At 43.8% G+C, this 19,902-nt stretch carries 25 protein-coding genes; 11 read left to right on the top strand and 14 right to left on the bottom strand.

The annotated features are described in order from the left end of the window. Window positions 1-26 precede the first annotated feature (26 nt). The 9 genes from flgH to OCV24_RS04195 all read right to left on the bottom strand — a co-directional run bounded on the left by flgH (window position 27) and on the right by OCV24_RS04195 (window position 7,622). Window positions 27-803: a flagellar basal body L-ring protein FlgH gene (flgH, locus tag OCV24_RS04235; RefSeq protein WP_017056856.1), complete on the bottom strand. Its 777-nt coding sequence runs from the start codon at window positions 801-803 to the stop codon at window positions 27-29. A gap of 86 nt (window positions 804-889) precedes the next feature. Beyond that, window positions 890-1,678 (bottom strand): flagellar basal-body rod protein FlgG, encoded by a 789-nt coding sequence (gene flgG, locus OCV24_RS04230; protein ID WP_004739713.1) that lies wholly within the window; start codon window positions 1,676-1,678, stop codon window positions 890-892. A gap of 21 nt (window positions 1,679-1,699) precedes the next feature. Then, window positions 1,700-2,449, bottom strand: a complete 750-nt coding sequence (flgF, locus tag OCV24_RS04225; RefSeq protein ID WP_009848571.1) for a flagellar basal-body rod protein FlgF — start codon at window positions 2,447-2,449, stop codon at window positions 1,700-1,702. Between the two features lie 253 nt (window positions 2,450-2,702). Further along, window positions 2,703-4,007 carry a flagellar hook protein FlgE gene (gene flgE / locus OCV24_RS04220; RefSeq protein WP_046225000.1) on the bottom strand — a complete coding sequence of 435 codons (1,305 nt, stop codon included), beginning with the start codon at window positions 4,005-4,007 and terminating at the stop codon, window positions 2,703-2,705. A 49-nt stretch (window positions 4,008-4,056) separates the two neighbouring features. Further along, window positions 4,057-4,770, bottom strand: coding sequence for a flagellar hook assembly protein FlgD (flgD, locus tag OCV24_RS04215; RefSeq protein ID WP_017056853.1), 714 nt, complete (start codon window positions 4,768-4,770; stop codon window positions 4,057-4,059). A 17-nt stretch (window positions 4,771-4,787) separates the two neighbouring features. Further along, entirely contained in the window at window positions 4,788-5,201 is a 414-nt protein-coding gene (flgC, locus tag OCV24_RS04210) for a flagellar basal body rod protein FlgC (protein ID WP_017056852.1), read from the bottom strand. A 4-nt stretch (window positions 5,202-5,205) separates the two neighbouring features. Continuing rightward, on the bottom strand, window positions 5,206-5,601 hold the full coding sequence (flgB, locus tag OCV24_RS04205; RefSeq protein WP_017056851.1) for a flagellar basal body rod protein FlgB: 396 nt from the start codon (window positions 5,599-5,601) through the stop codon (window positions 5,206-5,208). Window positions 5,602-5,856: 255 nt separating this feature from the next. After that, window positions 5,857-6,684 carry a protein-glutamate O-methyltransferase gene (locus OCV24_RS04200; protein ID WP_046224999.1) on the bottom strand — a complete coding sequence of 276 codons (828 nt, stop codon included), beginning with the start codon at window positions 6,682-6,684 and terminating at the stop codon, window positions 5,857-5,859. A gap of 11 nt (window positions 6,685-6,695) precedes the next feature. Then, the gene (locus OCV24_RS04195; protein ID WP_046224998.1) at window positions 6,696-7,622 is read right to left on the bottom strand and encodes a chemotaxis protein CheV; all 927 of its coding nucleotides are present in this window, start codon (window positions 7,620-7,622) and stop codon (window positions 6,696-6,698) included. Window positions 7,623-7,700: 78 nt separating this feature from the next. On the opposite strand from OCV24_RS04195, the gene flgA reads away from it, so the two are divergent. The 3 genes from flgA to OCV24_RS04180 all read left to right on the top strand — a co-directional run bounded on the left by flgA (window position 7,701) and on the right by OCV24_RS04180 (window position 9,446). Further along, entirely contained in the window at window positions 7,701-8,447 is a 747-nt protein-coding gene (flgA, locus tag OCV24_RS04190; RefSeq protein ID WP_102506098.1) for a flagellar basal body P-ring formation chaperone FlgA, read from the top strand. 181 nt (window positions 8,448-8,628) lie between these two features. Beyond that, a complete protein-coding gene (gene flgM / locus OCV24_RS04185; protein ID WP_017056847.1) occupies window positions 8,629-8,946 on the top strand; it encodes a flagellar biosynthesis anti-sigma factor FlgM in 318 nt (105 codons plus the stop codon). 74 nt (window positions 8,947-9,020) lie between these two features. Then, window positions 9,021-9,446, top strand: a complete 426-nt coding sequence (locus OCV24_RS04180) for a flagella synthesis protein FlgN (protein WP_046224995.1) — start codon at window positions 9,021-9,023, stop codon at window positions 9,444-9,446. 310 nt (window positions 9,447-9,756) lie between these two features. Here OCV24_RS04180 and flgP read toward each other — a convergent pair whose 3' ends face one another. Together flgP and OCV24_RS04170 are read right to left on the bottom strand one after the other, a co-directional pair. Further along, on the bottom strand, window positions 9,757-10,188 hold the full coding sequence (gene flgP / locus OCV24_RS04175) for a flagellar assembly lipoprotein FlgP (protein ID WP_017056845.1): 432 nt from the start codon (window positions 10,186-10,188) through the stop codon (window positions 9,757-9,759). 9 nt (window positions 10,189-10,197) lie between these two features. Then, the gene (locus OCV24_RS04170; RefSeq protein WP_029627050.1) at window positions 10,198-10,833 is read right to left on the bottom strand and encodes a FlgO family outer membrane protein; all 636 of its coding nucleotides are present in this window, start codon (window positions 10,831-10,833) and stop codon (window positions 10,198-10,200) included. Window positions 10,834-11,024: 191 nt separating this feature from the next. Between OCV24_RS04170 and OCV24_RS04165 the strand changes: the two genes are divergently transcribed. Next, window positions 11,025-12,158 carry a flagellar assembly protein FlgT gene (locus tag OCV24_RS04165; protein WP_150879285.1) on the top strand — a complete coding sequence of 378 codons (1,134 nt, stop codon included), beginning with the start codon at window positions 11,025-11,027 and terminating at the stop codon, window positions 12,156-12,158. A 138-nt stretch (window positions 12,159-12,296) separates the two neighbouring features. Next, window positions 12,297-12,803, top strand: coding sequence for a hypothetical protein (locus OCV24_RS04160; protein WP_017056842.1), 507 nt, complete (start codon window positions 12,297-12,299; stop codon window positions 12,801-12,803). A 126-nt stretch (window positions 12,804-12,929) separates the two neighbouring features. Here the strand turns inward: OCV24_RS04160 and OCV24_RS04155 are convergent, their stop codons facing one another. Genes OCV24_RS04155 through OCV24_RS04145 form a run of 3 tightly spaced genes read right to left on the bottom strand, consistent with a single transcriptional unit; the run spans window position 12,930 to window position 15,689 of the window. After that, window positions 12,930-14,171 carry an NAD(P)/FAD-dependent oxidoreductase gene (locus OCV24_RS04155; RefSeq protein WP_136980857.1) on the bottom strand — a complete coding sequence of 414 codons (1,242 nt, stop codon included), beginning with the start codon at window positions 14,169-14,171 and terminating at the stop codon, window positions 12,930-12,932. A gap of 23 nt (window positions 14,172-14,194) precedes the next feature. After that, on the bottom strand, window positions 14,195-15,268 hold the full coding sequence (locus tag OCV24_RS04150) for a methyltransferase (protein ID WP_046224992.1): 1,074 nt from the start codon (window positions 15,266-15,268) through the stop codon (window positions 14,195-14,197). Window positions 15,269-15,299: 31 nt separating this feature from the next. Beyond that, complete coding sequence (locus tag OCV24_RS04145; RefSeq protein ID WP_017056839.1) at window positions 15,300-15,689, bottom strand: hypothetical protein; 390 nt, start codon at window positions 15,687-15,689, stop codon at window positions 15,300-15,302. Window positions 15,690-15,761: 72 nt separating this feature from the next. Between OCV24_RS04145 and OCV24_RS04140 the strand changes: the two genes are divergently transcribed. The 6 genes from OCV24_RS04140 to OCV24_RS04115 all read left to right on the top strand — a co-directional run bounded on the left by OCV24_RS04140 (window position 15,762) and on the right by OCV24_RS04115 (window position 19,865). After that, window positions 15,762-16,511, top strand: coding sequence for a beta-ketoacyl synthase chain length factor (locus tag OCV24_RS04140; RefSeq protein WP_208806557.1), 750 nt, complete (start codon window positions 15,762-15,764; stop codon window positions 16,509-16,511). Then, window positions 16,508-17,278 carry a lysophospholipid acyltransferase family protein gene (locus tag OCV24_RS04135; RefSeq protein WP_150879283.1) on the top strand — a complete coding sequence of 257 codons (771 nt, stop codon included), beginning with the start codon at window positions 16,508-16,510 and terminating at the stop codon, window positions 17,276-17,278. The genes OCV24_RS04140 and OCV24_RS04135 overlap by 4 nt, the downstream gene beginning before the upstream one ends. A 106-nt stretch (window positions 17,279-17,384) precedes the next feature. After that, window positions 17,385-17,645 (top strand): phosphopantetheine-binding protein, encoded by a 261-nt coding sequence (locus OCV24_RS04130; protein WP_004736154.1) that lies wholly within the window; start codon window positions 17,385-17,387, stop codon window positions 17,643-17,645. A 10-nt stretch (window positions 17,646-17,655) separates the two neighbouring features. Further along, on the top strand, window positions 17,656-17,913 hold the full coding sequence (locus tag OCV24_RS04125; RefSeq protein ID WP_017056835.1) for an acyl carrier protein: 258 nt from the start codon (window positions 17,656-17,658) through the stop codon (window positions 17,911-17,913). Continuing rightward, on the top strand, window positions 17,913-18,470 hold the full coding sequence (locus OCV24_RS04120; protein WP_136980861.1) for a COG4648 family protein: 558 nt from the start codon (window positions 17,913-17,915) through the stop codon (window positions 18,468-18,470). The genes OCV24_RS04125 and OCV24_RS04120 overlap by 1 nt, the downstream gene beginning before the upstream one ends. 6 nt (window positions 18,471-18,476) lie before the next feature. Further along, on the top strand, window positions 18,477-19,865 hold the full coding sequence (locus OCV24_RS04115) for an AMP-binding protein (protein WP_137027079.1): 1,389 nt from the start codon (window positions 18,477-18,479) through the stop codon (window positions 19,863-19,865). Window positions 19,866-19,902: the final 37 nt, after the last annotated feature.

The raw sequence follows: 19,902 nt of genomic DNA, 5'->3' as shown, positions 1-19,902 counted from the left end.
TCAGTATGTCGACACCCTCTCAAGCCCTACAGTGATACATTAAAGAATCGTGCCAAGAATCCAGGCTCTTGCATATCTTTTTGTACGCCGGTCCCTGAGTACTGAATTCGTGCGTTAGACACCCGGTTTGAAGCGATGGTATTTTCGAAGTCAATATCATCAGGACGGATGGTGCCGCTTAGGCGGATGTACTCATCGCCCGTGTTCAGTGTCATCCACTTCTCACCTCGAACCACTAGGTTGCCATTGGCTAATACTTCGATGACTTCAACGGTAATGTAGCCGCTGATGCTGTTACTTTGGTTGGCTGATGCATCACCGGCAAAGGTATTGGTGTTACTCAAATCGTAAGAGAAATTGTACTTATCGATAGCTAACTCTTGACCACCGACAGCCAGAGGTTCCATCGTTGCGTCGTTCGACTTAGACATGTCAGCATTGGCTTTTTTGGTCGCTCGCGTATTTTCATCTAACGCCACAGTAATAATATCGCCAATACCACGAGGTTTTGAATCATCATACATGCTGCCAATATGGTTAACATTAAACAAAGATCCCGTTGCCGCTGCGTAATGTTCTGGTTTTTGCTTTGGATTAATCGGTGCCCATGCAGGGTCACCAGCAACGGGATCGGTTCGACCACGAAGCGTATCGATAATGCCGGAACTCTCTTGAGTCGACTTATCGCCTTCCACCGCATCAACCACAGTGGTCGCGTTTTCTTCTGCCGGTGTTTCAATTGGGTCCAGCATGCTACAGCCCGTCATGGATACAAACAGAGCTAAACAAAAAATACGTTTCATGGCGATATACTCTTAGTTGGCCGTTGTAAATAGTAAGTCGTGACACACGTCAATGAGTGCGAAACAAGTCAGCGACAAATAACCAATTACAGCTGTTGGTTAACAAAGCTCATCATCTTGTCTACCGACGAGATAACTTTCGAGTTCATTTCGTAAACACGTTGAGCTTCGATCATATTCACTAGCTCTTCGGTTACGTTTACGTTCGATGTTTCTAGCATCGACTGGCGGATGTTACCCAAGCCATCAAAACCCGGAACACCTTCTTGTGGGTCGCCACTCGCACCTGTCGGCAAGTAAAGGTTTTGACCGACTGGCTCTAAACCACCGGGGTTCACGAAGTCAGTAATGGTGATTTGGCCAACTACGACGTTGTTTTGCTCACCGCGCAGACGAACCGAAACTTCACCATCGTTGCCTACTGTCACCGAGATCGCGTCTTCAGGAATCACGATTTCAGGTTGTAGCGGGTAACCCTGACCCGATGTTACAATCGCACCGTCACCGTTCAGTGTGAACTGACCATTACGGCTATAACCTGTCTCACCGTCTGGCATTTCAACTTGGAAGAAGCCGTCACCTTCGATCATCATATCTAGGCTGTTCGATGTCGTTTGCGCGTTACCGTGAGTGTGAACTTTTTGAGTTGCTACTACCTTAGAACCAGCACCCAACATCAAACCACTTGGCAACTCAGTGTTCTGAGACGATTGGCCACCCGGTTGGTTGATGTTCTGATAAAACAGATCTTCAAATACCGCGCGGCTCTTTTTAAAACCAATGGTCGAGGCGTTGGCAAGGTTGTTCGAAATCGTTGAGATATTGGTTTGTTGGGCGTCTAAACCTGTTTTACTTACCCATAATGCTGGATGCATAGCAAATTCCTTTAAATTCTATTAGCTCATACGAAGCAGTGAATCAGACGACTTGTCCATTTCCTCTGCCGTACTCATCATCTTGACCTGCATTTCAAACTGACGTTGTAAGTCAATCAAACTGGTCATTTCACCGACAGCATTTACGTTACTGCCTTCGATAGCACCTTTTAGCAACGTTACCGCTGCATCCGCTTCGTATGCCTGATCTGGGTTTTTCGAACGGAATAGACCATTCGTATCTTTAAACAAACTTTGGTTATCTGGACGTACAAGCTTAATACGATCAACTACGGCCAATTCTTCAGCTGGAGCGCCTTGAGGAATGACTGAGATCGTACCATCTGTACCAATTTCTACTTTACTGATTGGGATTGGCAGCGTGATTGGTGCGTCGTTTTCACCAAGCACTAAATGGCCACTTGCGTTGGTTAGCAAACCGTTTTGGTCAACCCGTAGGTTACCGTTACGTGTTAAACCTTCACGGCCAGTGTTGTCCATAACTGAAATCCAACCATCACCTTGAATGGTGACGTCTAGATCTCGACCAGTGGTGACCACGCTACCTTGCGCGAAATTATGACCCGGGCGCTCTGTCATACTGAAAACACGAGTAGGCATGCCTTCGCCATACGCTTGCATTGAACGAGCTTGTGCTAAATCAGCACGGAAACCCGTGGTACTTACGTTGGCAAGGTTGTTTGAACGCAACTGCAAAGCTTGCATATTTTGCTTGGCGCCACTCATGGCAAGAAACAGGGCACGATCCATAATTTTGCTCCAAAAATCATCTTCTGTGACTAATAAAGCAAACTCTGTGCCAGTATTTTTACTTGTTATTTATCAGCAATTTAGAAATAAAACAAACAAAGAAGGTGAGCATTAAAGGGTCACTCAGGAAGAATTGTTGCCAGTGGCACTACCGGGCGGCAATAGGAGTGGCAAATAGTAAGGCAAGCAACAATACCCAATTCAATAACATTAAATTGGGTATTCTCAGATAACTTAGACTCTATAAAAACGATTAACGAATTTGCAGAATATTTTGCTGTAGTTGGTTATGTACTTCTAGAGAACGAGAGTTCGCTTGGAAGTTACGTTGAGCAGAAATCAAGTCAACTAACTCTTGCGTCATGTCGATATTCGATTGCTCTAGCGAGCCGTTGTTAATCCCACCAAATGAACCTTTATTCGATTCACCCCAGATTTTATCACCAGAGTTGTTAGTAGAATCCCACTGAGTACCGCCTTTCTTATCTAAACCTTGCTCATTAGGTACACGAACCAGACCTACACGGCCAAGCATCACGTTTTCACCATTTGAGTAAGTACCTAGAACACTGCCGTACTCATCGAAATCGATTTTGGTTAAGAAACCTGTTGTCGCGCCATCTTCATCAAACTTAGTCAATTCAAACGGTGCAGCAAACTGAGTTGAAGAATCGAGACCGAACTTAAGTACTTGCGTTGGATCGGCACCATTTAAATCAACAGGGTTCGCACCAGCACCTAATGGATCAGAATTAATTGGCTGACCATTGTTCAGGCTTGCTAACGTACCGTCATTGTTGAACTTCATTGTATGGCCAACATGACCTTGTGCATTCGTCGCATCACCACCTGTAATGTTTACCGGCTTTTCGCCGTTCTCATCTGACATGGTGTAGTACGTCTGCCAAGTGTTTGGTTGAGTCTGATCTTTGAGGTAGTAAGTCGTTAACTTGTAAGACTGACCCATAGAATCGTATACCGTCGAAGATGTCGCACGGTTATAGGTGTCCGCATCTTCGAAGTTAAATGCAGCCGGATCTTTAAGATCACCATTTGCAGGCAGGTTAACCCCTACTTCAATGTTTTCTGTCTGTTTTGGCTTACCAAACTCAGCAGGAATGTCGAGAGGCTTTGGCGCGTAAGAAAGAACTTCACCCGAATTAGGATCGACATCATAACCCAAAAGAAACTCATCATTAGCTGTAACCATGTAGTTGTCTTTGTTTAGGTGAAATGCACCATTACGCGTTAGTTCATTGATCTCTGGTACCATGCGGTCTTTCGATACGGCAAAGAAACCTGTACCACTGATACGCAAATCCATTGGGTTATTCGTATAAATACTTGAACCTTCATGGAACTGTTGCGCCACTTGGCTAGCTTGCGCACCGCCGCCTGCCGCCGTTTTTGCGTTAGTGAACAACGAGTTTGAATAAACATCACCAAACTCGGCACGAGACTCTTTAAAGCCAAATGTGTTTGAGTTCGCAATGTTGTTACTGGTTGTATTCAGGTCTAATTGTGCAGCGGACAGACCGCTTAAAGCTACATATGACATTCCAATATTCTCCTAATCTATCTAGCTAGCATAGTCACTTTGCAAAAAGCTACGCTTTACCAACTTCTAGTACTTCAGCAAGTCGTACTGGCGATGTAAAACCAGCCAGATTGAGTAGTACGTTGCCATCACCCTTACCAAGAAGCACACTGTTCACGTTCGCATAACTCGACACCTGGAACTCTGTACTCTCGCCATCCAATAAACCCGACGCTTTCACGTTGTACTTACCGGCCGGCAATGGGTTACCGTCTTCGTCTTTTCCGTCCCATTCAACACGTGTATCACCTGATGGTTTAGAGCCGATATCAAAAGTGCGAACCAATTGGCCTACTTCGTTCTCAACACGGACCATTACATTGTCCATTGCCTGAGGAAGTTTAACCATTGCCGCCATACCGCCATCACCGGGTTTCACACCTGCCGCACCAGGAACCAATACATCACGGCCAACCAAAGAGGATGCCTGCAGTGCTTGGTTAGAGGTCATTGATGAATTCAAGCTTTCAAACTGTGTATTCATTTTGCCAATGCCATCTACGGTCGCAAATGAAGCCATTTGCGCAATCATCTGGTCATTGCTAACCGGCTTAAAAGGGTCTTGTTGTGCTAGTTGCTTAGTCAACAAAGATAAGAAATCTTCTTGTTTAAGATCCTGCTTACCTGTTGTTTCATCGGGCTTCTTAGCGCCATCTTGAAGACTCTTCAGCTGGTCAACATAGGACAAGCCGCTTTGACCAACATTGTTGTTGATTCCAGCCATGTGCTACCTCCTTATCCTTATTGACCCATCTGCAGCGTACGCAGCAGCATTTGTTTACTAGAGTCAGCAACCTGTACGTTTGTTTGGTACGCACGTGATGCCGAAATCATGTTCGCCATTTCTTCCATAACGTTCACGTTAGGCTTGTAAATATAGCCCTCGTTATTCGCTAATGGGTGATCCGGGTTGTACTCCGCGCTCAGCGGCTTATCGCTTTCCACAATACCTAATACTTTCACAGGCACAGTGTGACCACTGTTGCGTGCTTTATTTAACTCAGCGCCGAACACGGCGTGACGAGCTTTGTAAGTTTCTTTAGCAGAACTACTTACACTATCTGCGTTCGCCAGGTTGCTCGAGGTCGTATTTAGACGAACAGATTCAGCACTCATCGCAGAACCAGTCACATTGAATACATTAAATAAGCTCATCTAATTATTCCCCTTTAATCGCTTTCGTTAAATTCTTGAACTTACTTCCTAGGAAGTCGAGAGAGGCTTGATGCCTAATTTGGTTTTGCATGAAAAGGTTTCTTTCCAAATCCAAATCAACCGTATTGCCATCTCCTGTATCAGGTTGGGTAGGAATTCGATACTTCGTTTCCCCGTTCACCGTTGTTGAGGCAGAAATGTGCCGACCATCTGTGCGGCTAAGACCAATGCTTGCCCCAGAACTTGCCGCTTGCAGTGATTTCTCAAAGTCTAATCCCTTTGCCTTATACCCAGGCGTGTTCGCTTGCGCGATATTGGTGGAAAGCACCTCAGCGTTACGCTCACGTACACCAACTGTGTGCTGGTGAATGCCTAAAGCATTGTCAAAAGAAATAGCCATGTAAACCTCAACTCAAGAACTGACTGTTATGAAATAACCAAAGCAATATATATACCAACTTTTAAAACAAAGTGGTCTATCAATACTTTCACAGGTTACTCGTGGGTAAACTTGCAATATACAAGCCAAAAAATAGAGTAAATTGGAATGTCACTCTGACTTAAAGATATAGATTAAACAGGAAAAAGAAAACCCAGCACTTGGCTGGGTTTTGAAATTAAACAGTAACGCCGCACCTTATTCTGGTGCCAACCATTACTTTAATTTGTAGATGATGCCTGGATTACAACGAACCATTTCAAAACGATCCGTTAAGCCTGTTAACGATTCAGACGCCCCCAATAACAGGTAACCACCAGGGTTCAGGCTGTTTGCCATCTGGTTAAGTACCTTTGACTTCATTTCAGGCGAGAAGTAAATCAACACGTTACGACAAAAAATAATGTCGAACTTGCCTAACAATGCATAGCTTTCCATTAAATTTTGAGGACGGAAGTTCACCATGCGCTTTACGTTATCTTTCACTTTCATACGGCCATCGCCCGCATCTTCAAAGAAGGTACGGCGACGCTCAGGAGAAAGGCCCCGACCTAACGCCAAATTGTCATATGCGCCTGTGCGACACATATCCAACATACTTGCTGATATATCCGTTCCCGTGATCGATACGTTCGGCAGCATACCTGGCTTACGAGCTTGAGTTTCAAGAATCGTCATAGCCATTGAGTATGCTTCTTGGCCTGAAGAACTGGCCGCTGACCAAATCTTAATAGGACGTTTATTTGCCGCTATTTCCGGTAGAAGTTTATCCGCAAGCACAGCAAACGGGTAAGTATCACGGAACCAAAGTGTCTCGTTTGTCGTCATGGCATCGACTGCAGCCACACGCAGTTCACGGTTTCGACCTGTTACTACGTCCTTCAATAGATCAGATAACGAAGTCAAATTAAACTTCGCTACTAATGGGCTTAGACGACTGCGCACCAAATATTGTTTGCTGTCACCTAATACAATGCCACATTGAGATTCTAAGAAACGGCTGAAATCGCGATACTCTTGATCACTTATTGTTATAGCAGTCATTAATGTCTCTTTTAGTTAGTTAACGCAGCTTTAACTGCTGCACCAAGCTCATCAGGATTGAATTTAGCGATGAAAGAGTTAGCCCCCACGCGCTCAACCATAGCTTGGTTAAATACACCACTCAGTGAAGAGTGTAAAATTACGTATAGATCTTTAAGTTCAGCGTGACGTCGAATCTCGGCGGTTAGCGTATAGCCATCCATCTCTGGCATTTCAATATCAGAAATAACCAATGAGATTTGATCGTAAATACTGCCTTCTGATGACATCTGTACTAGCTTCTCATAGGCTTCTTTACCATCCTTCACCGAGATAACTTCAAAACCAATCGACTCAATAGCACGCTGAACCTGCTTACGAGCCACCGTTGAATCATCAGCAATCAAGATACGGCGAACTAATGGTTTCTCTTGCTCTACTTTCGCAATATCTTCAGCAATTTTACTGTCCATTGTTTCATCAACAGGCGAAATTTCCGCAAGGATCTTTTCAACATCAAGAATTTCTACCAATTCATTATCAATATTGGTTACCGCGGTCAAGTAGTTTGCTCTACCCGCCCCATCCGGCGGCGGAAGAATAGATTCCCAATGCATGTTAATAATGCGCTCTACTGAGCTGACCAAGAATCCCTGAATGGTTCGGTTAAACTCAGAGATAACCACAAAACACTTTTCAACATCCGTTGTAGGACGGCCACCAGTCGCTAAGCTCAAATCGATAACAGAGATCGTCTGACCACGAATGTGCGCTACACCTTTAACTAGTGGGTTTAAGTTTGGCATCTTTGTCAGCTTAGGGCATTGAAGCACTTCTTTTACTTTAAAGACATTAATGCCGTAACGCTGACGCCCCATTAGGCGAAAGGTTAGTAATTCTAATCGGTTTTGACCGACGAGTTGCGTACGCTGATTCACTGAATCAAGAATACCCGTCATGAGCTCATCTCCATATCAAACTTTTTTGGATAAAAAAGTGTTAGTCTACTGCAAGCTACGAACTACTAGAGAAACAGAATGACGAATCGTAAAACAAATCTGCCTGCTTTTTCCATAGCAATGTGTAGAGCTACTTTTAAAACTGTCGTTAAGTTTATCGGCATTTTATCAATATTGTTTAGTTTTTTTATACAAGCTGCGACTCCAGAACAAATTGAAATGATTCAGTCTGCGGCAGAGCAACACATCCTTGATACCGTTGAGCAACCACAAGGTGGCGAACTCTTTGTAAATTCAGCAAATGTTGATTCAAGAATCAAAGCAACAGACTGCCCTATCCCACTTGAAACCAGCGCCTCGACGACTACCAATACCCGCAGCAGTATTACGGTTTTAGTGCAATGTATCCCTGATGAGTGGCGAGTTTATGTCCCGGTACGTATTTCGATGTCAGTACCACTCGTCACCACTACTCGTTTAATCGCAAGAGGTGAAATCGTCGGCCAATACGATGTCACCACAGACATGATCTCCCTAAACAAATTTCGTCGTCAAGGCTTTACACTTCCAGAGCAAGTCATCGGGGCGAAAGTGAAAAAGAACTTACGCCCAGGCGATGTTGTCGAAAGAAGCGATGTCTGTGTCGTCTGCCGAAACGAGAAGGTTATCATACAGGCAGTAAAAGGTGGCATGACCATTACCACTAAAGGTACAGCATTGACCGATGGTTCGATGGGCGATCAAGTAAGAGTGAAAAATGATAAATCACAGCGTATAATTGAAGGTATTGTTACCAGCATGTCTGAAGTCACGGTTTATTTTTAACTCTTTACTTCTAAAGTGACGGTATCGTTAGCTAATTTGACTCTCAACACTTAACGCCAAATATAACGGCAGTGGTGTGGCGTCCCTTTTCGACTATTGAGCTAAAAATTTGCTAAAGTATTCGAACCCTTGGTCGATATTGACTGTACAGGTTCCCATTTTTGAAGAAAAAGGCTTAACGATGGCAGGTATTGATAATATACGTTCAGGGCATACCCTAACGACCACTAACCGATCAGCAGCGCGCTCTGATTCTAGCCCTCAAACATCTCATTCTGATGTTGCAGCTAAATCTCCAGCAAGCAAAGACGCGGTTTCTTTGAGCCAACAAAGCAAAGCGATTGGTCAACTGCACCAAGACATGGCCGCACAGCCTAGCTTTGATACAGCAAAAGTAGCAGCGATTAAAGAAGCGATTACAAACGGTTCATATACGGTCGATCCAGAGAAGTTGGCTGATAATATGATCAAGTTTGAGAACGAATTAAAAGACCTTTGATAGATGACTCAGTACGAAGTCATCTTTATTTTAAGATTTCACTTTTTACCACAGAAGTTCAGCAGGTTTAAATTATGGCGGCACTCGCAGACTTAGTTAATTTCCAACTTCAAAATGCCAAAGCCTTATCTGATCTTTTAAGTTCAGAAAAAACCGCTATCACCAGCAGAAAATCAAATGATATTGAACGAATAGCTCAAGAAAAAGTTGTCCTTGTCGAACAACTAAGATCAACCGATCAACGAATCTCTGCCCATACTAATGTCTCAGAATTGACCGAGAATCCTGAACTTGCTCAAATAGTCGCGACAATCAAATCCATCGTGCACGACTGCCATCAAGCAAACCTGGTTAATGGCGAAGCCCTGAACCGAGCACAGCTTAGCTTTAAAAAACTCAGCAATATGATGCAACAAAGCCACGGAAAGGTTGGCATGACGTACAACGCTGGTGGCCAAACTCACACCATCTCTACCCTGGGAACCAACATAAAAGCTTAGTTAGGCTAACCCTCTTCGTAACAACCCCCTTCTTGCTTGTATCTGTATCTGTATCTGTATCTGTATCTGTATCTGTATCTGTATCTGTATCTGTATCTGTATCTGTATCTCAGCCTATTCTTCTCGCTCGACCCGTCAAGCTTTCATAGAACCTGTAAATGTGCCCAATAAACCTATAAACAAAAAAGCGGCAAGTATTTTCATACTTGCCGCTCTGTTTTCATACCTGTTACTGGTTGCCGTTACGCCATCTGGAAAGCGAGTAACAGCCAATATAACTGGATAATCTTATAACTAGATGATTCTTAAGTTAGAACAACGTTTGTTGTCTTTTCTGAGGTACTGCTTGAACTTCACCGTAATTACGTAGCTGTTCCATCTTACGGATATCTAACTGAAGCTCAGTGACATAACTATCACCGACAGGGTAACTGCGGACCACTTCTGCGCCACGGATTACACCATCAACAGCACCGGAAGTTCTCTCGGTGCCAAGACGTTGATCTTCAAGCTCAGCTCTACCACTCACCCGCATACCATAGACTTGTTCAGCAAGCTCACGGTAGGCATCAATTTTAGAAGCTCTCATCGCTCGGATACGTTTTTCTTCGTCATTACGTCCTTTTTGCTCACTGATACTAGCGTAGCCAACAGCAACTAGAAAATCATTTGGCCTCATGTTTTGTAATGGTTGACAACCAACAAGCAATAAAGCGACGACAACAAATATTAACTTCTTCATCACGAACTCCTAAGGGCGAAGAATAACAGTATAAGGCTGAGTCATCGTTGGATCAGAACGAATGATGACACCATCTTGAGTTCGAATACTATTCAGAGTATCTAGGTCACGACCAATACGATCCGCTGGTAAGAAACCTTGAGCAGAAGCAACAACGATACGAGTTTGCATACCAACCACACGAGCATTCACAAGCACACCGCCTTCTTGGCGAAGCATAGTGCCCGTCAAAACGTACTGGACATCTTGCTCTTGAGCTAGGTCTTTCCAGTCACGACTTAAAGAGAAGTCGCCCTGCTGAGTCACCTGAATTGAGCCTGTGGTTTTGAAATCAACGACTTTGAAACCACGACGCTGAAATTGATGGATAAAGCCTTCTGAAACTGAGTTACCTAACCAGTTTGTTGTGTCCATATGTTGTAGGTCAACAAACGACGTAATGGCAATCGGTGTTCTTGCTGAAATACTCGTATTCGAAATGATCAAATCTTCAGTCATACTTTCCACGAAGAAATCCATGGTATGACGAGGGCTAGCCATCAACATAAACTGACTTCCTGAATACTCAGACTTGCCGTTATATATAGGCGAATAAGCGCATGATGTCATCAACATGACACTCATTACTACGAGCCATTTTTTCATTCTCTTATCTCCAGATGTTTATAGTGCTTACTGTGCCAATATCTTCTCACCATTATTTTTTCAATGGATTACAATGTTGGAACAGTCTTTGCTTTTCAGTAATGGTTCAGATTAAGAAAAACACACTTAAGTCAGCTTCAAGCTTATAGTTATTTGTTAAGCAATATTTATACCCAACTGGTAACGAATAGATGAAAAAAATAATTTCTTACTTATTTTCAATAAGTTTATTAGTCACAATAAACTTCAATGCTCATGCCTCTTGGTATGAAGTTACCGGTACTGCAGCCATCGTATCGTCAGAAGAGACCGCAAGGATTCACGCCCTGGAAGACGCGGTTTATAAAGCCGTGCAGTTCTCAGGAGCCGATATAGGCAGCATTTCCAACCTCACTCCCTACTTAGACGCAAAGAAAAAAGAGTTCCAGTTTACCAATCACGAAGTACGCTACATCTTAGTTGAGAAAGAGAAAACACGCGGTGGCAATTTAATGATCACTGCAAAGATCGACATCTATCCTTCGGCAAATGCTTGCCATGAGAGCCAATATAAGAAGACATTCTTGGTCGGTAATATTGATGTGACTTCCCCTCAACAAGCCGTGATGGGCAGGATCTATAACCTCGGAGATGATTTCGGCCATGTCGTTGACCGCCAACTCGCACAAGAGTCTCGCAGCTTTGTTTCTGTAGGCACGACCGACTACGACATCGATAAACGTCAACCTGAAGTCATCAAGATGATCGCTCAAGATACTGGCGCACAATACATTATTGGTGGCGATATTACCGACTTAACCGCAACGGTCGAGTCTAAGTTGTTGAAAGATGACGTTATCAATCGCCAGTTTGCATTAGAAATGCAGGTATTCGATGGCAAAACAGGTCATCAGATATATAACCGTAGCTATCGTGAAGTAGCAAAGTGGCCATTCGCTAAGACCAGTGAAGTCGATACCCGGAGTGCGCGTTTCTGGGCATCCACCTACGGCACTATGATGCTTCGTGTCAGCCGCAACATTATGTTGGACTTGGAGTCTGAAGTATCATGCAAGATCACCCTTCCTGAAGTTGCCGCAGTGTTTGGTAACACAGTGACCATCGATTTAGGTCGGCTGCATGGCGTACAACGAGGTGACAAACTGCAACTGTGGCATACAGGTTCCTTTATCGACCAACGAGGCTTACCACGTAATAAAGTATCTCAAAGTGATATCACTCTGACAGTTTCTCGCGTCTACGAAAATGAAGCGGAACTCACTATTGATCAGCCAAGCCTTGCAGGAAGTATTCAGATTGGTGATGTGATGCAAAAGATCATGTAGTTAGCGACATGTTCGCTTCATCGTTTTTCATAAAGCCTTAGCAAAAGTACTAAGGCTTTATTTTTTTCTGATGATTGGTTTCGGTTTAGACGTATTTGTCGTAACCTTATTAATAACATAATCATCATTTAGTAAGCTATGAGTCAGAATAACCTAATTGGTGCGACCGGTTACCGCTTTATTTCGAAAGGTCAAACCGCTTTTAAAATCCATATTCATACTCCCGAAGATACGGTGCTGCATCGCTCTGTCGGCTTTGTTCGTATGGGTGAAAATAAGGCACTGAAGAAAACTATAAAATTGAGAGATGAGCTAGGCAGAAAGCTTTGGGGTAAATTTTGGCCCAAAGTCCTCAAAGAGCCCTACTTGATGACGCGCCTACCCCATAGTTTAGAACCCAAAATTGTATTCAAGCCAAACCCGACTCAGAGTGACCCTGAACACCGTGACGAATGTTATATCGCGAAATGGCGTGTATTCTCTGAGAATGGCGATTACAAATACAAAACTAAGGTGTGCTCAATCAGAAAACACGGTCGACTTGCCGCTTATAGCCAAACTAAACGTGCACTGCTTGATGCTCACAAAGATGTGATTGATTTGCTTATTTTTATGGGACGATTGAACAGTATCGATCTGAAATAGCCTTCACTCGAATACGCTGACTACTCATATTGTTCAGATACAAACACAGCCGCAAATGCGGCTGTGTTTATTTTTAGGCTAGTTACCTTGGCACTTTAAGGCGTCATCGCACGCTAAATAGAGCACCTAGCTTCGGCAGATCTCTGCCAAAGTCGTCAATCGGCGTTGCGAGTCTTTCACATAAGGATTGGTTTGATCCCATGCGTAGCCCGCCAAAATAGAGCACACCATTTGCTTAATCTTCGGATTTGGATCTTGATAGAAAATCACATCCTGCAAAGTACCTGAATACCACCCTTCAACATACGTTCTAAAGGTATTTACGCCAACCATCAATGGATCGGCATAATCGCGTTCCCAATCAACTTTTTCACCATTAAGCTGCTTTTCCACACACTCAACCGCAAGCTGAGCCGACTTCATCGCAATCGTCACGCCCGACGAGAATACAGGATCAAGAAACTCACCAGCGTTACCGAGCAGTGCATATTTGTCTGTGGCAAGATGTTTTACGTTAGAAGAATAGCCACCGATTTCACCCGCAGGACTAAGATACTCTGCGTGTGCCAATATCTCAGCTAAACCCGGCTCTTCCATTGCCAATTGCTTAATCGCGGCAATCTTGTCTTGTGGGTAGGATTCAAAGAACTTTGGCTCCCCTACCACACCAAACGAAGAGACACCGTTGCTAAATGGGATCAACCAATACCAAACATCAGGATTATTTGGGTGCACCGAGATCAGGATTTTATTGCGGTCATATTCAAGGTCGGTATCAACCTCTGCAATATGATCGTTAATGTGCGTGAAAATAGCTTTGCGTGGAGGAAGTGATGACGGCTCTTCCAAGTTAAGCATTTTCGGTAACACTCGGCCAAAACCACTGCCATCTAAAACGTATTGCGCCTCTAGCTGATAGCGCTCTCCATCAAGCACTTGTACATCTAAAACGGTGCAATCTTCGGTGAAGTCAATGCCCATCAACTCATGCTGGTAATCGATAGCAACACCCTGTGCCTCGGCAGTATCTGCTAGCACCTTATCAAAAGCGCCTCGCTGAACCTGAAACGTAGTTCCCGGCCCAGAAGAAAACTTGTTTTCAAAATTGAATGCGGTGTACACGCCATTTTTGCGAAAGGCAGCGCCATCTTTGTATTGGAAGTTGGCGTTGATTACCACATCAGTCATCCCAGCCTGTTCAATCACTTCCATACAAGCTGGTAATAGACTTTCACCAATAGAAAAGCGAGGGAATACGCTCTTTTCAATCACTCGAACATCGATGCCTTTTTTATGAAGCAAAGACGCAGCAATAGACCCTGACGGCCCAGCTCCGATGATCACCACTTGAGTTGATAGTTTTTTCATTATTTAAGCCATGTTTGTTATTTTTATTGTGCGCCAGCTTTCAATTCAAGAAGCGTGTGACCAAGACCGATATCGTCGGTACGAGTTACCACTTCAAAGCCCGCTTCTTCAACGATCTCTAAGAAATCTTCACTGCGGTAAAAACGGCTGTTGCCATTTGCCAAGCAGGTAAAGTAGAGAGACGTCGCGTTTAAGCTATAAGAAGCCGCATCGTATTTCTGCGCATCCCAAAACAGTTCAAGGATATAGACTGTCGCGCCTTCTGACATATGAGAGCGAACACGCTTTAATATGCTCAGAATCTCCATTGGCGAGAAGCAATCAAGGAACTGACTCATCCACCACACATCGGCGCCCGTTGGCAGAGCTTGCTGTTTATCCAACATGTTGGCCGGGAATGGCGTTACTCGGCCTTGATGACCGTGCTGCGTTGCATTTGCCATTGCCATTTCTAGCTGCTGTGGCAAATCAACAATCGTCACCTCAACGTCCGAGTCGTGATTACAACACTGCATCGCCCACTTTCCCGTGTTACCACCAATATCCACCAGCGACTTAGGTTTCTTACTGAAGACTTTCTCAAGCAACACTGGGAACGAACGGTCTGAATAGAAATGATCAAACTTGAACCAGCTCTCTTTTGCTTTTTCTGGCAATTGAGATAAACCTTGGTAAATGGTTTCCCAATCACCCAGCTCTTGCAAGCCCGCTGGTGTTCCTTCTTCAATCGCTTCCGTTAAATGCATCATCGCGGCATAACAAACATCGGCAGTGAAATCCAAGTTGGCATTAGTCATGCCGTCGTGCAGAAGGTAAAAACCAAGGTTGGCTATTTTATAGTTAGGTTTGTCCCAAGTAACAATATGAGCACTTAGCGCCATATCGAGTAGAACTTTCACGCCGTACTCGGATACACCGGTGATTTCCGAAAGCTTCTCGGCTGGTAAACCATCATTACCCACCTCATCTAGGGCCTTTAAAATACCTAAATCACGAAGTGTACGAGCTGTATGAAAAACAATAGGAGCAAAAGATAATTTTTGCGCTTCTGTTTTTGCTTCTAATGCGTTGAATGGATCTAATTTATATTCCGACACGAAAAACCTAACTTTCAAATAATAGGAGGGATTACTCTGCAGCCATTTGTGCAAGCTTGCGTTTAATATCAACGTTTAAGTTATTAACCCAGCGGTTGTAATTACGGTGTATTTCACCATCGTCGTATTTTAAATTCTCTGATTCAACGTAAAGAATAGAGTAAAACTTGTCACTATAAGGAATTTCAACCACAGCATGGTGTGACCGAACATACAGCTCGGCACGAATCAATCCTGGCTTTATTTCTGAAACCAACCAGCCTCGATTCTCAGCGGACTCATAAATAGCTGATTTCACCTGTTTACTTTGAAGATTCAGTGCAACTGGAGTATCCTCAACATTCATTACAGGCTGGACACGTCCACACCCTGCAAGAACGAGTATGAATAACATTGAAACGGCTATTTTTAGTAATTTCATTTAAATTCCTTATCTGTGTTTATTTATAAGCACGCATAGTATTTAGTTAGACCCAAAGCAAATCAATACTCTATGTCAAATCAAGCACAATTAATGTCATTTAATATCGAGAAATGGTCTGCAAATTCGGCTGGCCTCAACTCTATTGTTGAATGGAAAGCGTGGAGCTCTAACTTAGATTGGCCGAAAAATGGCTCAACTGAGTTTAAAGCTATTCCCCCGATGATGCGCCGTCGCATGAGTGTACAAAGCAAACTTGCCGTCCAAACCGCATTAACCTTATTAAAAGACACCGCGACTGATTATCTGGTTTTTGCCAGCCGACATGGTGAGCTACACCGAACTGCCACATTAATTCAGTCAGTACTGGAAGGTGACGATGCTTCTCCAATGGCGTTCTCGCAGTCGGTACACAATACCGCAGCCGGGCTAACCACCATTGCCGCGAAAGCACCAATTCCACTGACCTCAATCGCCGCTGGGCAAGATACTTTCCATAACGCGCTAATTGAAGCTTACCTTTACCTTCACCAATACCCATCGCATCGTGTGTTAGTCATCGACTTCGATCAGCCTCTGCCTGAGCTTTATCAAGAATACGAAACTCAGCACTATACCGATTATGCTCTGGGTTTAGTGCTAACCGCAGGCAGTGACTACTCTGTTTCAAGGACAGTAACCAGTGATAGAGCAGCGGCTGATTTACCGCAAGGCCTGCAAACACTGCAAAGCATCCTACAAAATGCACAACGTTGGACTATTGCCGGAAAACACCAAACTTGGTCATGGGTAAACAACACGAAACCTGGAACTCAAGAATGAGTAAGATCGACCAATATTGGCGAGTATTCGCGACAGGGCTTTGCTTCACCACCTTCGGTATAGGAGGGTTAGTGCTTAGCTTCTTGATCTTGCCTTCGATCGCGCTCACCACATCAAACACCATCCAAAGAGAGCTTAAGACTCAACGACTGATTCGTTTTTCATTTAATGCTTTTTGCCGGATTATGAAGTTCACGGGCGCGATTGATTACCGAATTGATGGCGCCGAACTGCTACGCAAAGATCGTAACTGCATCATCGTCGCCAATCACCCAAGTTTGATTGATTATGTACTGATCGCCTCTCAACTTCCTCAATGTGATTGTCTCGTCAAAGCGGCAATATGGGAAAACCCATTTATGAAGAGGATTGTTAAAGCGGCGGGTTACATACCCAATCAAGCACCTGACTATCTTTTAGAACGTTGTGAAGAACGCTTTTCACGTGGCAATGTACTGCTGGTTTTTCCAGAAGGAACTCGCACAACGCCGGGAATTGAACCATCCTTACAACGTGGTGCGGCACAAATAGCGACTCGAACACAAACCGATTTACGCATTATTCATATTACAGTTTCTCCGACATTCTTAACGAAAGAGAAAAAATGGTATCAAGTTCCTGCTACGAAACCCTTTTTTCATATTGCGGTGAAAGGTAAAATAGAAGTCGCACCCTTTATTGAGAATGCAAATAACTTAACTTCGGCAGCAAGACGCCTTAATCACCACCTTGCAGAGACTATTTTCCCTTCCGAAGACAACATTTAGCTCATCAATAAGACAACTGGCGATATCAGTATTTGGAAAATACCTCGCATAATGTAGAATCGCATCCCTTAAAGCAGCATTCAGATAAAGTACTAAGTAGGCCAAAGTGGAAACATTACACAACGAACTGAAACAACTGATCATCGACGCATTGAACCTTGAAGACATGAGCATTGATGAGATTGAAACAGAAGCTCCACTATTTGGTGATGGATTGGGACTAGACTCTATCGATGCACTTGAACTTGGCCTTGCTATCAAGAAGAAGTACAACATTGTTATTGATGCCGACGACTCAAACACTCGCCAGCATTTTGCATCGGTAGAAAACTTAGCAAATTACATCTCATCTCAAACGAACAACTAGACAGATCTTTATGACACAAGCTAACCAACAAGAAGTATACAACCAGGTTAAAGATGCGCTTATTGAGCTGTTCGAGCTTGATGCTGAAGATATCACGCCTGAAGCTCATCTTTATCTAGATCTCGACCTAGACAGCATTGATGCGGTTGATTTGGTCGTTCACCTACAAAATGTAACCGGTAAGAAGATCAAGCCTGAAGAGTTCAAAGCAGTACGCACCGTTAATGACGTTGTTGAGTCTGTGATTGAACTATTGAAGGACGCGTAATGCGTTCTCTGCTGACTTTACTGTCGGCAATCATACTTTTCACTTATCCAATAGCGGTTTACTTTGGACTCAACAAGTTTGGCCTACAAACCGTTGGTATCGTCTTAGCCGCTATTTTTGCTGTCCGCATTTTCTCTGCTGGTCAGGCTAAAATCAGAGAGCTAAAACACTTAGCTTGGATCAGCGGAAGTGCTGGAATTGTTCTGTTGGCCTTAGGTTTAACCTTTAAACAGCATGGTTGGTTAACCTATTATCCCGTTATCGTTAATGTTTGCATGTTGGCTGTATTTGCTTCAAGCCTATGGCAACCTCAAACAATTATTGAACGCCTTGCTCGAATTCAAGAGCCTGAACTTCCGCAAAGTGGGATTGATTACACACGAAAAGTCACTAAGATTTGGTGCTTATTCTTTGTTATCAATGGCTCTATTGCCCTTTATACCTGCTTCCAACCTCTTGAAATATGGACCCTATACAACGGCTTACTCAGCTATATGTTCGCAGGGTTACTTTTTGCAGGAGAATGGGTGGTAAGACAGCGTATTCGTCAGAGTTAAATGGTTATGACACAAACCGTATCTTACATCTCGTTGTCTGATCTTCTCAGTCAAAAAAGAGCCCCTGAATCGATTGTCTGCTTTGACGACAATAGCGAGATTACGTGGCAAAAATTTAACGACGACTTATCTCAACTCGTAAACCTTTTATCTTCATCCCCTGTTCAACGAGTCGCGATTTGCGCCCAAGATAGTTACCAATTTTCGGTGGCCTTTTTGGCATGTGCCGTCAGCCACAAACACATCATATTGCCCGGTAACTATCAACCTTGTGCACTTGCCGAACTGAGTGAACATTTTGATTGCCTACTGGTCGATAACTCGATTGGTGAAGTTGAGGTGGGTAACGTTCGCAATATCCAAAACTTATTGGACTCAAACACCAAGGCAAAACAACCTCTAATCGATAACCTTACGACCATAGATTTGGCAGAAATCCATTTGACCCTATTTACGTCAGGTTCAAGCGGCACACCCAAGGCAATCAATAAAACACTAGAACACCTAGATATTGAGACTGCTCAGCTAGATAAGAACTGGGGAGAGTTGATCAAAGGTCATAGAGTTCACAGTACCGTCTCGCACCAGCATATCTATGGTTTGTTGTTCCGAATTTTATGGCCACTTTGTTCTGGTGTTCCATTTGCTCGACACAATCTTGAGTACCCTGAACAAATCCTATCTCACGCTAACAAACAGAGCGTGCTGATCAGTAGCCCTGCGCTACTCAAGCGATTAAAGCACGAGAGCAAAACCGCGCAACTTGCTGGTATTTTCTCTTCTGGTGGCCCGTTGCCAACCGAATCCGCTCACCAATCACGTAGCTTGCTCGGTCATTTACCTATCGAGGTGTTTGGCAGCACAGAAACAGGAGGCATCGCATTTCGCCAGCAAGAGAGCGCTCAAACGCCTTGGCAACTTTTTGACTGCCTTGAGGCCAGTCTCAACAGTGAGAATTGCATTAAGTTATTGTCGCCGTACATCGACAAAAACAACTGGTATCAAACCGCCGATGAGTGCGAAATGGTCTCGGATAATCAATTCATATTGAAAGGCCGAACCGATCGAGTCATCAAGATAGAAGAAAAACGAGTATCACTAGTTGAAGTCGAAAAGCGACTAGAACAACTGCCTTGGATAAGTGAATGTGTGGTGATTCCGTTTGAAGAGCCTGATCGCTTAATATTAGCGTCGGTTTTGGTATTATCAGATCAAGGCCAAGCAACACTCGTAACCATGAGCAGAGGTAAGTTCTGGTTGATGCTGCGTTCAGAACTCAGAAAGTGGTTAGAACCGATCGCTATCCCAAGAAAATACCGTGTTGTCGATGAGATCCCCCTCAACAGCCAAGGTAAGCGATTAACATCTCACATAGAACAGCTAATAAAATCATAGAAACCGCTGATCGTATTTTACACTGAGATTATCTTTT

Source organism: Vibrio kanaloae (assembly GCF_024347535.1).
Taxonomy (GTDB): Bacteria; Pseudomonadota; Gammaproteobacteria; order Enterobacterales; family Vibrionaceae; genus Vibrio; species Vibrio kanaloae.
The sequence above is the reverse complement of the archived record's forward strand: the minus strand, read 5'-3'. Positions and strand labels throughout refer to the sequence as shown.

What these genes read in the sequence shown, in the direction of transcription:
- flgH (WP_017056856.1), bottom strand. Translation starts at nt 803, where the DNA reads ATGAAACGTATTTTTTGTTTAGCTCTGTTTGTATCCATGACGGGCTGT.
- flgG (WP_004739713.1), bottom strand. Translation starts at nt 1,678, where the DNA reads ATGCATCCAGCATTATGGGTAAGTAAAACAGGTTTAGACGCCCAACAA.
- flgF (WP_009848571.1), bottom strand. Translation starts at nt 2,449, where the DNA reads ATGGATCGTGCCCTGTTTCTTGCCATGAGTGGCGCCAAGCAAAATATG.
- flgE (WP_046225000.1), bottom strand. Translation starts at nt 4,007, where the DNA reads ATGTCATATGTAGCTTTAAGCGGTCTGTCCGCTGCACAATTAGACCTG.
- flgD (WP_017056853.1), bottom strand. Translation starts at nt 4,770, where the DNA reads ATGGCTGGAATCAACAACAATGTTGGTCAAAGCGGCTTGTCCTATGTT.
- flgC (WP_017056852.1), bottom strand. Translation starts at nt 5,201, where the DNA reads ATGAGCTTATTTAATGTATTCAATGTGACTGGTTCTGCGATGAGTGCT.
- flgB (WP_017056851.1), bottom strand. Translation starts at nt 5,601, where the DNA reads ATGGCTATTTCTTTTGACAATGCTTTAGGCATTCACCAGCACACAGTT.
- OCV24_RS04200 (WP_046224999.1), bottom strand. Translation starts at nt 6,684, where the DNA reads ATGACTGCTATAACAATAAGTGATCAAGAGTATCGCGATTTCAGCCGT.
- OCV24_RS04195 (WP_046224998.1), bottom strand. Translation starts at nt 7,622, where the DNA reads ATGACGGGTATTCTTGATTCAGTGAATCAGCGTACGCAACTCGTCGGT.
- flgA (WP_102506098.1), top strand. Translation starts at nt 7,701, where the DNA reads ATGACGAATCGTAAAACAAATCTGCCTGCTTTTTCCATAGCAATGTGT.
- flgM (WP_017056847.1), top strand. Translation starts at nt 8,629, where the DNA reads ATGGCAGGTATTGATAATATACGTTCAGGGCATACCCTAACGACCACT.
- OCV24_RS04180 (WP_046224995.1), top strand. Translation starts at nt 9,021, where the DNA reads ATGGCGGCACTCGCAGACTTAGTTAATTTCCAACTTCAAAATGCCAAA.
- flgP (WP_017056845.1), bottom strand. Translation starts at nt 10,188, where the DNA reads ATGAAGAAGTTAATATTTGTTGTCGTCGCTTTATTGCTTGTTGGTTGT.
- OCV24_RS04170 (WP_029627050.1), bottom strand. Translation starts at nt 10,833, where the DNA reads ATGAAAAAATGGCTCGTAGTAATGAGTGTCATGTTGATGACATCATGC.
- OCV24_RS04165 (WP_150879285.1), top strand. Translation starts at nt 11,025, where the DNA reads ATGAAAAAAATAATTTCTTACTTATTTTCAATAAGTTTATTAGTCACA.
- OCV24_RS04160 (WP_017056842.1), top strand. Translation starts at nt 12,297, where the DNA reads ATGAGTCAGAATAACCTAATTGGTGCGACCGGTTACCGCTTTATTTCG.
- OCV24_RS04155 (WP_136980857.1), bottom strand. Translation starts at nt 14,171, where the DNA reads ATGAAAAAACTATCAACTCAAGTGGTGATCATCGGAGCTGGGCCGTCA.
- OCV24_RS04145 (WP_017056839.1), bottom strand. Translation starts at nt 15,689, where the DNA reads ATGAAATTACTAAAAATAGCCGTTTCAATGTTATTCATACTCGTTCTT.
- OCV24_RS04140 (WP_208806557.1), top strand. Translation starts at nt 15,762, where the DNA reads ATGTCAAATCAAGCACAATTAATGTCATTTAATATCGAGAAATGGTCT.
- OCV24_RS04135 (WP_150879283.1), top strand. Translation starts at nt 16,508, where the DNA reads ATGAGTAAGATCGACCAATATTGGCGAGTATTCGCGACAGGGCTTTGC.
- OCV24_RS04125 (WP_017056835.1), top strand. Translation starts at nt 17,656, where the DNA reads ATGACACAAGCTAACCAACAAGAAGTATACAACCAGGTTAAAGATGCG.
- OCV24_RS04120 (WP_136980861.1), top strand. Translation starts at nt 17,913, where the DNA reads ATGCGTTCTCTGCTGACTTTACTGTCGGCAATCATACTTTTCACTTAT.
- OCV24_RS04115 (WP_137027079.1), top strand. Translation starts at nt 18,477, where the DNA reads ATGACACAAACCGTATCTTACATCTCGTTGTCTGATCTTCTCAGTCAA.